The organism is Paraburkholderia sp. FW306-2-2C-D06C (assembly GCF_058781505.1).
Window position 1 is genome coordinate 89,353 of the sequence record NZ_JBYSWU010000020.1, and the last position, 14,830, is coordinate 104,182.

Annotated in this window: 10 protein-coding genes; 5 read left to right on the top strand and 5 right to left on the bottom strand. The window is 63.3% G+C overall.

Annotation, left to right across the window (positions count from 1 at the left end; genetic code table 11):
- The first annotated feature begins 37 nt into the window (after positions 1-37).
- Positions 38-1,924: a potassium transporter Kup gene (locus AC3WLT_RS17360; RefSeq protein WP_492592929.1), complete on the top strand. Its 1,887-nt coding sequence runs from the start codon at positions 38-40 to the stop codon at positions 1,922-1,924.
- A 146-nt stretch (positions 1,925-2,070) separates the two neighbouring features.
- On the opposite strand, the gene AC3WLT_RS17365 is transcribed toward AC3WLT_RS17360, so the two are convergent.
- On the bottom strand, positions 2,071-4,422 hold the full coding sequence (locus AC3WLT_RS17365) for a Tex family protein (protein ID WP_492592930.1): 2,352 nt from the start codon (positions 4,420-4,422) through the stop codon (positions 2,071-2,073).
- Between the two features lie 274 nt (positions 4,423-4,696).
- Between AC3WLT_RS17365 and AC3WLT_RS17370 the strand changes: the two genes are divergently transcribed.
- From AC3WLT_RS17370 to yoaA, 3 genes are all read left to right on the top strand, one after another.
- Positions 4,697-5,677 carry a hypothetical protein gene (locus AC3WLT_RS17370; RefSeq protein WP_492592931.1) on the top strand — a complete coding sequence of 327 codons (981 nt, stop codon included), beginning with the start codon at positions 4,697-4,699 and terminating at the stop codon, positions 5,675-5,677.
- A gap of 129 nt (positions 5,678-5,806) precedes the next feature.
- Positions 5,807-6,025: a DUF465 domain-containing protein gene (locus tag AC3WLT_RS17375; protein WP_492592932.1), complete on the top strand. Its 219-nt coding sequence runs from the start codon at positions 5,807-5,809 to the stop codon at positions 6,023-6,025.
- Between the two features lie 63 nt (positions 6,026-6,088).
- Positions 6,089-8,353: a DNA repair helicase YoaA gene (yoaA, locus tag AC3WLT_RS17380; RefSeq protein WP_492592933.1), complete on the top strand. Its 2,265-nt coding sequence runs from the start codon at positions 6,089-6,091 to the stop codon at positions 8,351-8,353.
- A 148-nt stretch (positions 8,354-8,501) separates the two neighbouring features.
- Here the strand turns inward: yoaA and AC3WLT_RS17385 are convergent, their stop codons facing one another.
- A complete protein-coding gene (locus AC3WLT_RS17385; RefSeq protein WP_492592934.1) occupies positions 8,502-8,762 on the bottom strand; it encodes a hypothetical protein in 261 nt (86 codons plus the stop codon).
- Positions 8,763-8,995: 233 nt separating this feature from the next.
- The gene (locus AC3WLT_RS17390; RefSeq protein WP_492592935.1) at positions 8,996-10,237 is read right to left on the bottom strand and encodes a JmjC domain-containing protein; all 1,242 of its coding nucleotides are present in this window, start codon (positions 10,235-10,237) and stop codon (positions 8,996-8,998) included.
- A 32-nt stretch (positions 10,238-10,269) separates the two neighbouring features.
- On the opposite strand from AC3WLT_RS17390, the gene AC3WLT_RS17395 reads away from it, so the two are divergent.
- On the top strand, positions 10,270-10,812 hold the full coding sequence (locus tag AC3WLT_RS17395; RefSeq protein WP_492592936.1) for an FKBP-type peptidyl-prolyl cis-trans isomerase: 543 nt from the start codon (positions 10,270-10,272) through the stop codon (positions 10,810-10,812).
- Here the strand turns inward: AC3WLT_RS17395 and AC3WLT_RS17400 are convergent.
- Both AC3WLT_RS17400 and mutS read right to left on the bottom strand, forming a co-directional pair.
- A complete protein-coding gene (locus tag AC3WLT_RS17400; RefSeq protein WP_492592937.1) occupies positions 10,792-12,150 on the bottom strand; it encodes a hypothetical protein in 1,359 nt (452 codons plus the stop codon). The genes AC3WLT_RS17395 and AC3WLT_RS17400 overlap by 21 nt on opposite strands.
- Positions 12,137-14,824, bottom strand: a complete 2,688-nt coding sequence (gene mutS / locus AC3WLT_RS17405) for a DNA mismatch repair protein MutS (protein ID WP_492592938.1) — start codon at positions 14,822-14,824, stop codon at positions 12,137-12,139. The genes AC3WLT_RS17400 and mutS overlap by 14 nt, the downstream gene beginning before the upstream one ends.
- Positions 14,825-14,830 lie beyond the last annotated feature (6 nt).

The window sequence follows — 14,830 nt, forward strand, 5'->3', positions numbered from 1 at the left end:
CGTTTTTTCCGCCCAGGGAACGGATTTCCTCGCGTCTATGACAGATAACAATCACGTGCACAAACAGCCTCTGCCTTCCCTCGCGCTTGCCGCAATCGGAGTGGTGTTCGGCGATATCGGCACGAGCCCGTTGTACGCGCTGAAAGAAGCGTTCAGCCCGTCACACGGCATTCCGCTGACCGATCAATCGATTCTGGGCGTGATTTCGCTGCTGTTCTGGGCGATCGTGATCGTGGTCTCCATCAAGTACGTGTTGTTCGTGATGCGCGCGGACAACAACGGCGAAGGCGGTGTCCTCGCGCTGATGGCGCTGGCGCTGCGCTCGTTCAGCGAGAAGTCGAAAGCGGCCGGCTTGCTGATGATGCTCGGCATCTTCGGCGCCTGCATGTTCTATGGCGACGCGGTGATTACGCCCGCCATCTCGGTGATCTCGGCGGTGGAAGGTCTGGAGATCGCCGCGCCCAATCTGTCCCATCTCGTGGTGCCGCTGACGATCGTGATCCTCGTGCTGTTGTTCTGGATCCAGCGGCACGGCACCGCCACCGTCGGCCGCCTGTTCGGACCGATCATGGTGCTGTGGTTCCTGGTGCTCGCCGCGCTTGGCCTGTGGCATATCGTGCAATCGCCGAACGTGATCCGCGCACTGAACCCGTATTACGCCTACACCTTTATGGCCGCGCACGTGTTGCAGGCCTACGTGGTGCTCGGCTCGGTCGTGCTGGTGCTGACCGGCGCCGAGGCGCTGTACGCCGATATGGGTCACTTCGGCGCGCAGCCGATCCGCATGGCGTGGTACGTGCTTGTGATGCCTTCGCTGGTGCTGAATTATTTCGGCCAGGGCGCGCTTCTGATGCACGACGCGAAGGCCATCGAAAACCCATTCTTCCTGCTCGCACCCGATTGGGCGTTGCTGCCGCTTGTCGTGCTGTCTACCGTGGCGACAGTGATCGCATCGCAAGCAGTGATTTCCGGCGCCTATTCGTTGACGAGCCAGGCGATCCAGCTCGGCTACGTGCCGCGCATGAAGATCCTGCACACGTCCGAACTGGCGATCGGCCAGATCTACGTGCCGGTGGTGAACTGGATGCTGCTGTTCATCATTCTGTGCATCGTGATCGCGTTCAAGAGCTCGGATAACCTCGCCGCCGCGTACGGTATCGCGGTGACCGCGACCATGGTGATCACCACGGTCCTCGCCTGCGTCGTGATGGTGAAGGTGTGGAAATGGAACAAGCTCCTCGTGGCGCTGATCATCGGCGTGTTCATGGTGGTCGATCTGGGCTTTTTCGGCGCCAATCTGCTGAAGGTCGAAGAGGGCGGCTGGCTGCCGCTCTGTATCGGCGCGCTGCTGTTCTTCCTGCTGATGACGTGGTTCAAGGGCAGGATGATCGTCAAGGAGCGTACAGCCGCCGACGGTATTCCGCTGATGCCGTTCCTGCAAGGTTTGCTCGCACATCCACCGCATCGCGTGTCGGGTACCGCGATCTATCTGACCGGCAGCGATTCGCTCGTGCCGGTGAGCCTGCTGCACAACCTCAAGCACAACAAGGTGCTGCATGAGCGCACCATCTTCCTGACTTTCGTGACGCGAGATATTCCGTACGTGAACGACGCGGAACGCGTGACGGTGAAGGATATCGACGGCGGTCTGTATCTCGTCAAGGCGGCGTACGGTTTCAATGAAACGCCCGACGTGAAGGCCGTGTTACTCGAGGTGGGCCGCACGCACGACATGACGTTCGAGATGATGGACACGTCGTTCTTCCTCGCGCGTGAAACGGTGGTGCCGACGCAATTGCCGGGCATGTCGGTGTGGCGCGAGCGCGTGTTCGCGTGGATGCATCAGAACGCCGCCAAGCCGACCGACTTCTTCAGCATTCCAGCGAATCGGGTCGTGGAGTTGGGCACGAAGATCGAGATCTGACGGACCTCGTTTCAACGTGCCTCGCATGTTGAGGCGGCAAACAAAAAGCCCACGCAGTTGCGTGGGCTTTTTGTTTGCCGCCTGATCTCATGAGTGAGCATCAGCGACGTCAGCGCGCGAGTGCATCACGCGCTGAACGCACGAGCTTATTTCTGCTTGAGCTTGGCGAACGCAGCGGCCATCGCGCCGCCCGGTTCCGGCTCGCGCGAGCGCTGTTGCGGTGCGCCGCGTCCGCCGCCGTTCGAACGGCCGAAGCCGCCGCGATCCTGCTGGGCGCCGCCGCCGCTGCGCGGTGCTGCCGCTGCGCCGAACTCGTCATCCAGACGCATCGTCAGCGCAATCCGCTGGCGCTTGACGTCGACCTCAAGCACTTTCACCTTGACGATCTGACCAGCCTTGACCACTTCGTGCGGGTCTTTGATGAACTTGGTCGACATCGCCGACACGTGCACCAGACCATCCTGATGCACGCCCACGTCGATGAACGCGCCAAAGGCCGCCACGTTCGTCACGACGCCTTCGAGCACCATGCCCGGCGTCAGATCGCTGACCTTCTCGACGCCTTCGCGGAAAGTTGCGGTCTTGAACTCGGGGCGCGGATCGCGGCCCGGCTTTTCGAGTTCGAGCAGAATGTCGCGCACGGTCGGCAGGCCGAAACGTTCGTCGACGAATTCCGCCGGCGACAGACCACGCAGCGCGTCGCGATTGCCGAGCACTTCACCCACATGCTTGCTGATCTTCGCGAGCATCCGTTCGACGACCGGATACGCTTCCGGGTGAACCGACGAGCGGTCGAGCGGGTTCTCGCCGTTGTTGATACGCAGGAAGCCCGCGGCTTGTTCGAACGTCTTGTCGCCCAGACGCGGCACCTTGCGCAGGTGTTCGCGCGACGGGAACGGGCCGTTCGCATCGCGGTAATCGACGATGTTGCGCGCGAGTGTCGCGTTCAGACCCGACACGCGCGCGAGCAGTGCGACCGACGCCGTATTCGCATCCACGCCGACCGCGTTTACGCAATCTTCGACCACCGCATCCAGCGAACGCGCCAGTTCGCGCTGATTCACGTCGTGCTGGTACTGGCCGACACCGATTGCCTTCGGCTCGATCTTCACGAGTTCAGCGAGCGGGTCCTGCAGACGGCGCGCGATCGACACCGCACCGCGCAGCGACACGTCCATCTCGGGGAATTCCTTCGCCGCGAGTTCCGACGCCGAGTACACCGACGCGCCGGCTTCGGACACGACGATCTTCTGCAGCTTGAACTCCGGATGGCGCGCGATCAGTTCGCTCGCGAGCTTGTCCGTCTCACGCGACGCCGTGCCGTTACCGATGCTGATCAGCTCGGCTTGCGTCTGCGCGCAGATGCGCGCGAGTTTCGCGATCGAGCCGTCCCAATCGCGGCGCGGCTCGTGCGGATAGATCGTGTCGGTGACGAGCACCTTGCCGGTCCGGTCGACCACGGCGACCTTCACGCCGGTGCGCAGCCCCGGATCGAGGCCGATCACGGCCTTCGGGCCCGCCGGCGCGGCCAGCAGCAGATCCTTCAGATTGCGTGCGAACACGCGAATCGCTTCGTGCTCGGCTTCGTCGCGCAGATTGGTCAGCAGTTCGTTTTCGAGGTGCGGCTGCACCTTCACGCGCCAACACCAGCGGCACACGTCGGAGAGCCACTTGTCGGCCGGCCGGTTCTGATTGGCGATGCCGAAATGCCGTGCGATCAGCGCTTCGCCCGGATGCGGCACCTGCGCGTCGAGTTCTTCGCCGAGGCCCAGCTTGACCATCAGCACGCCCGCGTTGCGGCCGCGGAACAGCGCCAGCGCGCGATGCGACGGCACGGTCTTGATGGTTTCCGCATAGTCGTAGTAATCGCGGAATTTTTCTTCTTCCGCGTTTTCCTTGCCTTCGACCACCTTGGACGACACCACGCCCTGGTTGAACAGGTAATCGCGCAGCTTGCCGAGCAGTTCGGCGGTTTCGCCGAATTGTTCGGAAAGGATATCGCGCGCGCCGTCGAGCGCGGCCTTGACATCCGCGACGCCTTTCTCGGCGTCCACGTAAGCGGCGGCTTCGGTTTGAGGGTCGAGCAGGGGATTGGCCAGCAGCGCGTCGGCAAGCGGCTGAAGGCCGGCTTCGCGGGCGATCTGCGCACGCGTACGACGCTTGGGCTTATACGGGAGATACAGGTCTTCCAGAACCTGCTTGCTGTCGGCGCCTTCGATCGCGGCGCGCAACTCGTCGGTGAGCTTGCCCTGTTCGTCGATGCTGGCGACGATCGCGGCGCGCCGGTCTTCCAGCTCGCGCAGATACAGCAGGCGTTCCTCTAGATTGCGCAGTTGCGTGTCGTCGAGGTTGTCGGTCACTTCCTTCCGGTAGCGGGCGATGAACGGAACAGTCGCTCCTTCGTCGAGAAGTTGCACCGCGGCCGCGACCTGGCGCGGCTGGACGGACAGTTCGGCGGCGATGCGCTGTACGATCTTGAGTGCTACGGTTTCCGTCATAAGGTCTTGGTGTTCCTGCCGGACTCAATCAAAGGCCGCGCTACGACACGTCGGGGCACGCCGGGCGTGCGCACTGCGGCCAGGTTGCTGAAGCGGGGCATTTTGCCATAAATGCCAAAGGGCTCAACCGCAGGGTGATAGAATTTCGGGCATGTTCCGTTGACGATCTACGACGTTGCCGATCTCCTTGTCCCTCAACCGCCTAGGCTCCCGCTTGGTCTCTCGCTTGTCACAATTGCCGTCACTTTTGCCGCTTTCGCCACTCACTTCGCTTATGTCGTCGGTGCGGTCCGTGTTCAAGTTCGCGCGCATGTCCAATAGGACGTCTTTTGTGTCGTGCGCCATCGCCGCCTCGATTACCGCCTCGATCGCCGTATGTGCGCCAGCTTCGGCGCAGCAGCAGCCCGCAGCGCCGATCGGCAGCAGCGCGGCGTTGTCCGCGGGTGGTCTCGCGCCGGCGGCCGCGTCCGGCGCGCAGGCCTCGGGCGCTGTGGACAATACGGGCGCCGGCAGCGCGGGACCCTTCGGCAACAGCTTCGAAGCGCGGCAAAAAGTCCTGGACCAGCGCAGCGAGGAGAACAACTATCGCTACGCCGTCGCCGAGCACGATTGTTATAGCAAGTTCCTGGTGAACTACTGTCTCGGCAAGGCGCGCGACAAGATGCGTATGGTGCAGGCCGACATTCGCAAGGAGCAGCTCGCGCTCGACGGCGAACAGCGCGCGGCGCGGGCCCGTCAGCGCGACGAACAGGCTGCGCTCAAACGCGCGCAGGACGAAGCGAACGCGCCGCAGCGCGCCGCCGAGGACGCGCGTAACGCGCAGGCGTACGAGGACAAGCAGCGTCAGCACCAGCTCGATCAGGCGCAGCGCGCAGCCGAGGCGCCGCAGCGCAGCGCCAACGCCCAGGCGTATCAGGAAAAGCAGCGTCAGCACGCACTGGATCAGGCGCAGCGCGGCATCAGCCCGTCGCAAGCCGCCGCCAACAGCCAGGCGTACGATCAGAAGCAGGCCGACTTCCAGCGCAAGCTCGACGAGGCGCATCGGCAGGCTGCGCAAAAGGCCCAGGAGCGCGTCCAGAAACAGCAGAGCTTCGAGAAGAAGCAGGCCGATGCGGCGCAACACAAGGCCGACGTCGAGGCGCGTCAGAAGCAGGCGGCCGAGAAGGCCGAACAGAAACGCCAGGACCAGTTGAAACAGCAGCAGCAACTCGAACAGCAGCAAAAGCAGCAAAAGCAACAGCAGCAAGGGCAGTAGTCGTTCGGTAGCCGGCTCCAGCTGGGTTGTAGCAGGGCAGTAGTCGCCAACACGTGTTTTAAGCCGGACAGCAACCTCAGGCATCGGGCCGAACCGCGCAGCCCGTGCCGCTCACGAGAGGAGGCGAGCATGCGCGATCAACATCACGTCGTCGACGCGAACACACTTCGCGACCGAATTCTGCAACTGGAATCGGAGCATAGTGGGCTCGATCGTTTGATCGACCGAATGTCGGATGAGCCCGGCATCGACGACTTCGAGTTGCAGCGCCTGAAAAAGCGCAAACTCAAAGTCAAGGACACCATCATCTTGCTGCAATTGCAGCTCGAACCGGACGCGCGCGCCTGAGTTCGCGGCCTGGCAGGCGCCGGGTCGCGTCGCGCGCGCCGGACTTTGCAGGAAACGCTTGCCTTGAATTCACCGCTTGTAACTTCATCCCGCACGAGCCCGGACGATGACGCCGCTGCGGCCGGCACTGCGCCGGCCCGCGCTGGTGCGCCCACGTTGGCCGCCGCGCTGAATCCGCGCCGCGTCGCCGAGCTCGACGATATCTTCGCCGCCGACGGCCTGCTTGCGCGTCAGATCGACGGTTACCGGCCGCGCGCGTCGCAGATCGAAATGGCGCGCTCCGTGGCCGCGGCTATGGAGGCATCGGGCCGCGCCATGCCCGAGCCCGCGATGTTCGAAGCGCAGAAGCGTCCCGCACGGCGTCTGCCGACGCAGGGCGCAGACGGAGCTGCGCCGGCCGCAGAAGCATCGGCAACCGACGAAGCGAGCGGTCTCGACGGCAGCGAAAACACGCTGATCGTCGAGGCGGGGACGGGCACCGGCAAGACCTATGCGTATCTGGTGCCGGCCATGCTGTGGGGCGGCAAGGTGATCGTCTCCACCGGTACCAAGCACTTGCAGGACCAGCTCTTTCAGCGCGACATTCCGACCGTGCGCGATGCGCTGGCCGTGCCGGTGTCGGTCGCGATGCTCAAAGGTCGCGCGAACTACCTGTGTCATTACTACCTGCAGCGCACCGCGGATAACGGACGCCTGCCGTCGCGTCAGGAAACCTCGTATCTGCAGGACATCGTCCGCTTCGCGAAGATCACGCGCACCGGCGACAAGGCCGAGCTCGCGAGCGTGCCGGAAACGGCGGCGGTGTGGTCGATGGTGACGTCGACTCGTGAGAATTGTCTCGGCCAGGAGTGCCCGCATTACAAGGAGTGCTTCGTGATGCAGGCGCGGCGCGAGGCGCAGCAGGCCGATATCGTGGTGGTCAATCACCATCTGTTTTTCGCCGACATCATGTTGCGCGATACCGGCATGGCTGAATTGCTGCCCACGGCCAACACGATCATCTTCGACGAAGCGCATCAATTGCCGGAGACCGCAACGCTGTTCTTCGGCGAGACGCTGTCGACCGCGCAGTTTCTCGAACTCGCGCGCGATTCGGTGGCGGAAGGCCTGGGCCATGCGCGTGAGGCGATCGATTGGGTGAAGCTGGGCGCGACGCTCGAACGCGCGGCGCGCGACGTGCGGCTCGCTTTCAAGGAAGACTCGGTGCGCCTGTCGATCGGTCAGTTGCCCGACGATCATCCGCTGTTCCCCGCGCTCGAAACGCTCGAAACCGAACTCGATGCATTGGCGTCTGCGTTGGCTGGCCAGGCCGAGCGCGCCGAATCCATCGGCGCGTGTTTGCGCCGCGCGCGCGAGCTGCAAGGCGTGCTCGCGGGCTGGACTACGCCACCCACCGAAACCGAGCGCGAAGCCGCTGACGCCGCCGCGGCGGATGCCAAGGGAGAGCGCGTCGATCCGAATGAAAAGGTGCGCTGGATCGAAGTCTTTTCGCATACGGTGCAATTGCACGAAACACCGCTGTCGGTCGCGCCGATCTTCGCCAGGCAGCGTGCCGGCGTGCCGCGCGCATGGATCTTCACGTCGGCCACCTTATCGGTGCGCGGCGACTTCACGCACTACGCGGCGCAGATGGGGCTGAACGCGAAACGTTCGATGACGCTGCCGAGTCCTTTCGATTACCCGACGCAAGGGCTCCTGTACGTACCGCGCAATTTGCCGCAGCCTTCGTCGCCGATGTTTACCGACGCCGTGTTCGACGCCGCGTTGCCCGCGATCGAAGCGTCGGGCGGCGGCGTGTTCATGCTGTGCACGACGCTGCGCGCGGTCGACCGTATCTCGGCAAAGCTGCGCGATACGATCGAAGCGCGTGGCTGGAATTACCCGTTGCTCGTCCAGGGCGACGCGAGTCGTACGGAGTTGCTCGATCGCTTCCGCTCCTACGGCAATGCGATTCTGGTGGGCAGTCAGAGTTTCTGGGAAGGTGTGGATGTGCGCGGCGATGCGCTGTCGCTGGTCGTGATCGACAAGCTGCCGTTCGCGCCGCCTGACGATCCGGTGCTGTCGGCGCGGCTCGACGCGCTGACGAAGAAAGGGTTGAGCCCGTTCGCCGTTCATCAGTTGCCGCAGGCTGTGATTACGCTCAAGCAGGGCGCAGGGCGCCTGATTCGTGCTGAGACCGATCGCGGCGTGCTGATGATCTGCGACACCCGTCTCGTCGACAAGCCCTATGGGCGCCGTATCTGGCAGAGCCTGCCGCCATTCAAACGCACTCGCGAGATCGACATCGTGCGCGAGTTTTTCGAAGAGAATGCAACGCCGGCTCAGTAAACCAAGTAGTGGGCGCCGTTATAAAAAGACGGCCCTTAAATGACAAAACGCCACGGAGGTGAATCCGTGGCGTTTTGCTTTACTGCCCGGGAAATCAAGGTGATTTCCCGATACAGTTTTCGCCCAGAGGCGAACCCTATGCGACAGCTTACTGGCTTGCGCCCGAAGCCGGAGCAGCAGCCGAAGCAGCAGCGCCTGCGTCCGAAGCAGCGGCAGTAGCCGAAGCACCAGCATCGCTCGCAGCAGCAGCCGCACCCGAAGCAGCAGCAGCTGGCTCCGAAGCAGCAGCAGCCGGTGCCGAAGCAGCAGCTGCTTCGCTAGCCGGAGCTGCAGCTTGGTCGCTGCTCTTGTTGCATGCAGCCAGTGCCACAGCTGCCAACAGGGATGCTACGAGGAGGGATTTCTTCATGATCACGTCCTTTTATGGTTAAAGGTAAGCAACAGCGCAAAATAATACCGGTAAATGTGCTCCAACACCGACCTGGGCCGCTGGTGGAGACGCTCTTTTTGGCGAGCGTGAATCTTCCCTACGGCTTGGGCGGAAATTATATGCACTTTCGTACTGACAGTCGATCAATCCGGGGTCAATACGTTGTCTTTCTCATACAAAATTTCACAGTACGGTATTACAAGCAGGCAGACTTACACAAGCTCGCCCACTTGTATCCAGCCCGCACAATACCACTCGTGCAGCAGTGCTGTCACCGACGAATCGTATGAGAGTGTTACAAAGCGTTTCGCACTCATAGACCGCAGATCGGCGAGATCAAACAACCACTTTTTCCCGCCAACAAACGCTGTTTCCTCTCCATTTACGAAGAAAAAACGGCGGTTGTACAACAAACTGGTCTTGCGATCCAGCCGAACGCCTGACTTCGACGCCTGGCTGATGAAACGGGCCTCATTGAGGGGCCGCTGCGGCGGATCGAAGACGACACTCGGCTTCGGTTCGCTGAGATATGAGCCCAGGAACGACGCAATGTCCTGCTCATTCCATTTGACGGCAGCAAGGATCGCTCCAACCCTTCCGACTAGCGCCGCCGGCAATTCTGCCGGCCGGTCGACGGCGGGTTGCTGCGGATCGCGATAAAGCGCATTGGGTCGCATGGCCGACTCGCCGCGCTCGGCCAGGTGGTAGAGAAACTGCGCGGTCAGCTCGCTCGCCGACGGCGCGCGAAAGCCGATCGAGCAGGTCATGCATTCGCCTTCCGCGACACCGTCGTGCGCGATATGCGGCGGCAGATACAGCATGTCGCCGGGCTCGAGCAGCCATTCCTCTTCCGGTTCGAAGTGCTGTAAAACTTTCAAAGGCAGTCCCGGTTGCAGCGTCAGGTCCTTCTGCGCGCCGATGCGCCAGCGGCGCTTGCCTTTGACCTGCAACAGAAACACGTCATAAGAATCGAAGTGGGGGCCCACGCCGCCGCCGTCGGTCGCGTACGAAATCATCAGGTCGTCCAGACGCGCATCCGGCACGAAGCGGAAGCGGTCGAGCAACGCCCGCGCGCGATCGTCGTAAAGATCCACGCCTTGCACGAGCAGCGTCCATGCGCGCTGCTTGACCGACGGCAGTTCGTCGGCCGCGAACGGGCCGTGCTCCAGTTGCCATTTGTTGCGAAAGTGCGTGATCAGGCGTGCTTCGACTTCGTCTTTATCCGCCAGATCGAAAAATTCGTCGCGCGACAACGGCGCCTCGACGTTCGGGATCGCCTGGCGGATCAGCAGGGGCTTCTTCTGCCAGTAGCGGCGCATGAATTGCGACGGCGTCAGATTGCCGAGCAGCGGCGTTGGCGTGTCAGGCGAGGGGGGCAGAACCGGCTTCGAAGCCGGTGAAGAATTCCGTGCCGAAGCTGTGTCGGCCGGGTGGTCAGTGGGCCGCTTGGGCATCGTATAATGTGAGTTGTATTCTGGAGAATCGAATGAAAATCGCAAAGAACACCGTCGTGTCGGTCGCTTACAAGCTGTCGGATGCGCAGGGCAATCTGATTGAAGAAAGCGACGAGCCGATGGTCTATCTGCACGGCGGCTATGATGGCACGTTCCCCAAGATCGAGGAAGAGCTCGACGGCCACGAGGCCGGCTTCGAGACCCAGATCCAGCTCGAGCCGCAAGACGCGTTCGGCGAGTACGATCCCGACCTCGTGAAGATCGAGCCGCGCGATCGCTTCCCGGAACCGCTCGAAGTCGGCATGCAGTTCGAAGGCACGCCGGAAGAAGGCGACGAGGACCTCGATTCGCTCGTCTACGTGGTGACCGACGTCGCGGAAGACAAAGTCGTGCTCGACGGCAACCATCCGCTCGCCGGCATGGCGCTGCGCTTCGCGCTGACGGTCAAAGACGTGCGTCCGGCAACCGAAGACGAAATCCAGCACGAACATGCGCACGGCGCTGACGGCCTGGAAGTCCTCGACGAAGACGAAGACGACGAAGAAGACGGCAAGTCAGGGCCCACGCTGCACTGAGCTGGCCGGCGCACCGGGAATGCCTGGCGCGCTTGTTGGTGTGCTTGTTGGTGTATGAGGCAGAGCGGTCGAGGCGGGAGCATTCCCGTTTTCGTCCACTGGCGCGTGGCGTTGCTGATCCAGTTGCTGTTGGTCCAACTGCCTCTGATCCAGCTGCTTTTGATCCAATTGTGGCTGCCCCGGCATCTGCAACAAAGGCGGCAATTCCGAAGCGGGGCCAAGCGCCGGCACAGCCGGCATCGACGCTGCCGGCTCCTCATGTGCTGGCGCAGGTTGCGCCGTGGGCATCGGCATCTGCTTGGGCACGTCGCGCACACTTACGCGGAACGGCGGCTTCTTGCCAAGATCCGCTTCAATTCGAATCCACTGGTTAAGACGATCATGCGGCGCAAGCGCGACACGCGTGAGATTCGTTACCAGCATCCCCTTGTCATTGCGTAACGGCTGATCGATCACGAAGCCGGCGCTCGCGCGCTCGTCGTTGCAATGAATCAGCAGCACCGGTCCGTGAAAAATCTGCGCGAGTTTGACGAGGCTGCGTTTGAATTCCAGAAAGCCGTCCCGGCGCGTGTTGCGCGTAAAGCGCAGCCATGCGAAACGGTCAGGCCGTTCGTAACGCTCCGCCTCGGGATCGCCCTGAATGAACACAACGATCGCGCGCGCGTCGCGCCGTTTCGCGTATTCGGCGGCATGTTCGAGCCAGAACGCATTGGCGATCACGCGATCTTCGAATTCGCCGTTGCGCCCGCCCGCGGTCAGATAGTGATTGTTCGGACCCGGCGCGTTCAGGCCGACGAAAACCGTATCCCCGACTTGCCAGCGCACGTTCTCGCGAAACGGTCGAAAGCGCGACACCTCGCTTTCGCGCGTCAACGCGATCGGGTTCTGGCCCATCGACGTGGCGTCGGCGAACAGCGTCTGGCGCAACTGATCGAGCCGTTCGACCGGATCGAAGCCGCCGGCCTCAGCGGTGCCGCAGTCGGTCCAGTCGTGTTGGCCCGGAATGAAGAAGAGGGCGGGCCGCGACGTTTCGAGCAGCGTGTGACGCCGTTCGTATAACGCGTCGCGGCAAGCTTCTTTCGCACCCTTCAGGTTGCCGTCGTAGACGACGAAAGATATCTCGCGGTCACGGCCGATCGCGTCGATCAGCCGTTGTGTCGGCGCTTCGTCCGCGGGACTTTGCATTGTTCCGGCGATGATCGCGAACGCGAAACGCGGCGCTTCCGCGTGCGCGAGCCGCATACCGACGCCCGCAAGCGTCAGCGTAAGGGCAACGGTCAGCGCCGCGCACCGTGTGCGCGGGCGCTGCGAGGGCCTGGGTGTGTCAATGATCCGCATCCGGCGCGGCGGCCAGGTCGTGCAGTTCGTACAGCAGATCGAGCGCTTCACGCGGGCGCAAATCGTTCGGGTCGATTGCGCGCAGGCGCTCGACGAGTGCCTGCATGGCCGGCGGTGCCGCCGCCGTGCCCGGCTTGACGTCGGGTTCGTCGTCGGTGTCTTCGAGCAGCATCGGCATGGGCGCCGCGAACAGATCGAGTTGCGGCGCGGGCTGCGCCGCCGATTGCTGTTCGAGATGCGCGAGATGCTTGCGCGCCGCGCGAATCACCGTGTTCGGCACGCCGGCCAGTTGCGCGACCTGCAGGCCATAGCTCTGATTCGCCGGCCCCTCGCTGACCGCGTGCAGGAACACGATGCCGTGCCCATGCTCGACCGCCGACAAGTGAACGTTGGCCGCGTGCGGAAACTCAGCGGGCAACTGGGTCAACTCGAAGTAGTGGGTCGCGAACAGTGTGTGGCAGCCGTTGTGCGCGAGCAGATGCCGCGCGATCGCCCACGCCAGCGCGAGACCGTCGAAGGTCGAGGTGCCGCGGCCGATTTCATCCATCAACACGAGGCTTTGCGGCGTCGCATCGTTCAGGATCGCGGCGGCTTCCGTCATCTCGACCATGAAGGTCGAACGCCCGCCCGCCAGATCGTCGGCCGCGCCGATACGCGTGAAGATGCGGTCGATCGGCCCGAAGGCGGCGCGCCGTGCCGGCACATAACTGCCCACATACGCGAGCAACGCGATCAACGCGGTCTGCCGCATGAAGGTCGACTTACCGCCCATGTTCGGGCCGGTAATCAGCAGCAGTTTGCGCTCCGGCGCGAGCGTGCAGTCGTTCGCGATGAACTGCTCGACCTGCGCCTCGACGACCGGGTGGCGGCCTTGTTCGATTTCGATGCCGGCGGTCGGCGAGAACGTCGGCGCGACCCAGTCGAGCGCGCGAGCGCGTTCGGCGAATGCCGCCAGCAGATCCAGCTCGGCGAGCGCTGCGGCGACGCGCTGACAGTCCGCGATAAACGGCAGCAGCGCTTGCAGCAGCGCGTCGTACAGCGAGCGTTCGCGGGCCAGCGCGCGCTCCTGCGCGGACAGCGCCTTGTCCTCGAAGGTTTTCAGTTCGGGCGTGATGTAACGCTCGGCGTTCTTCAGCGTCTGACGGCGGCGGTAGTCGCCCGGCACCTTGTCGGTCTGGCCGCGCGTGACTTCGATATAGAAGCCGTGCACCTTGTTGTACTCGACGCGTAGATTGCTGATGCCGGTGCGTGCCCGTTCGCGCGTTTCGAGGTCGATCAGGAATTGCCCGCAATTCTCCGAAATATCTCGTAACTCGTCGAGTTCCGCGTCGTAGCCGCGCGCGATCACACCGCCGTCGCGCACCATCGCCGCGGGTTCCTCGGCGACCGCGCGCTTGAGCAGTTCGACACATGCTTGCGGCGGTTCCAGCGACGCGTCGATGCGCGCCAGCGAATCTGCATTAGACGAGATGATCGCGAGCTGCGTGCGCAGTTCGGGCAACGCAATGAACGTATCGCGCAGGCTCGACAGATCGCGGGGCCTAGCCGACAGCAGCGCCAGACGCCCAGTGATCCGTTCGATATCGGAAATCTGCCGCAACGCGCCGCGCAGCGAATCGACGCTCGCGCCGGCCGGCGCGTCGAGCAACGCGCCGATCGCCTGCTGGCGCGCTTGCGCAATCGCGGCTTCGCGCGGCGGATGATGCAGCCAGTGACGCAACAGGCGGCTGCCCATCGTCGTGCAGCAGGTGTCGAGCAGTGAACACAGCGTTGGCGATTCAGTGCCGCGCAGCGTTTCCGTGAGTTCGAGGTTGCGACGGGTGGCGGGGTCGAGGCCGATGTATTCGGATTCGTATTCGACTTTCAGGCTGCGCACATGGCGCAATTGCTGGCCTTGCGTGGCCGCCGCATACAGCAGCAACGCACCGGCCGCGCCGCATGCGCTTGTCAGCGAATGCGCGCCGAAGCCGTCGAGCCCCGCTACTTCCAGCTGGTCGCACAGGCGTTGCGTGCCCGACGCGATATCGAAGTGCCACACCGGCACGCGGGTGAGGGCCCCGGCATTGACCGGCGGCTGCCAGCTTGCGGAGTCAGTCGACGTATCGGCCACGAGGATTTCCGCGGGACGAATCCGCTCGAGCGCGGCGGCGACCTGATCCGGTGCGACCTCCGCGAGGCGCAACGCGCCGCTCGCCAGATTCAGCCACGCGAGCCCGACGCTGGTCGCTACGCCGCGGCGGTTATGCGCGACGCACATGGCGAGCAGGTAGACGTCGCTCTTATCGGATAGCAGCGCGGCATCGGTCAGCGTGCCCGGCGTGACGACGCGCACCACTTTGCGCTCGACCGGACCTTTCGAGGTGGCCGGATCGCCGATCTGTTCGCAAATCGCGACGGATTCGCCGAGCTTCACGAGCTTGGCCAGATACTGTTCGACCGCGTGGTGCGGTACGCCCGCCATCTTGATCGGATTGCCCGCCGATGCGCCACGCTGCGTCAGTGTTAAATCGAGCAGACGTGCGGCCTTTTCCGCGTCTTCGAAAAAGAGTTCGTAGAAGTCGCCCATCCGGTAGAACACCAGCGTGCCCGGATGGTCCGCTTTGATGCGTGAATACTGCTGCATCATCGGCGTGTGTTGTGCGACGTCATTGGCCGCTGCGGTTTGAATGCCCATCCTCGG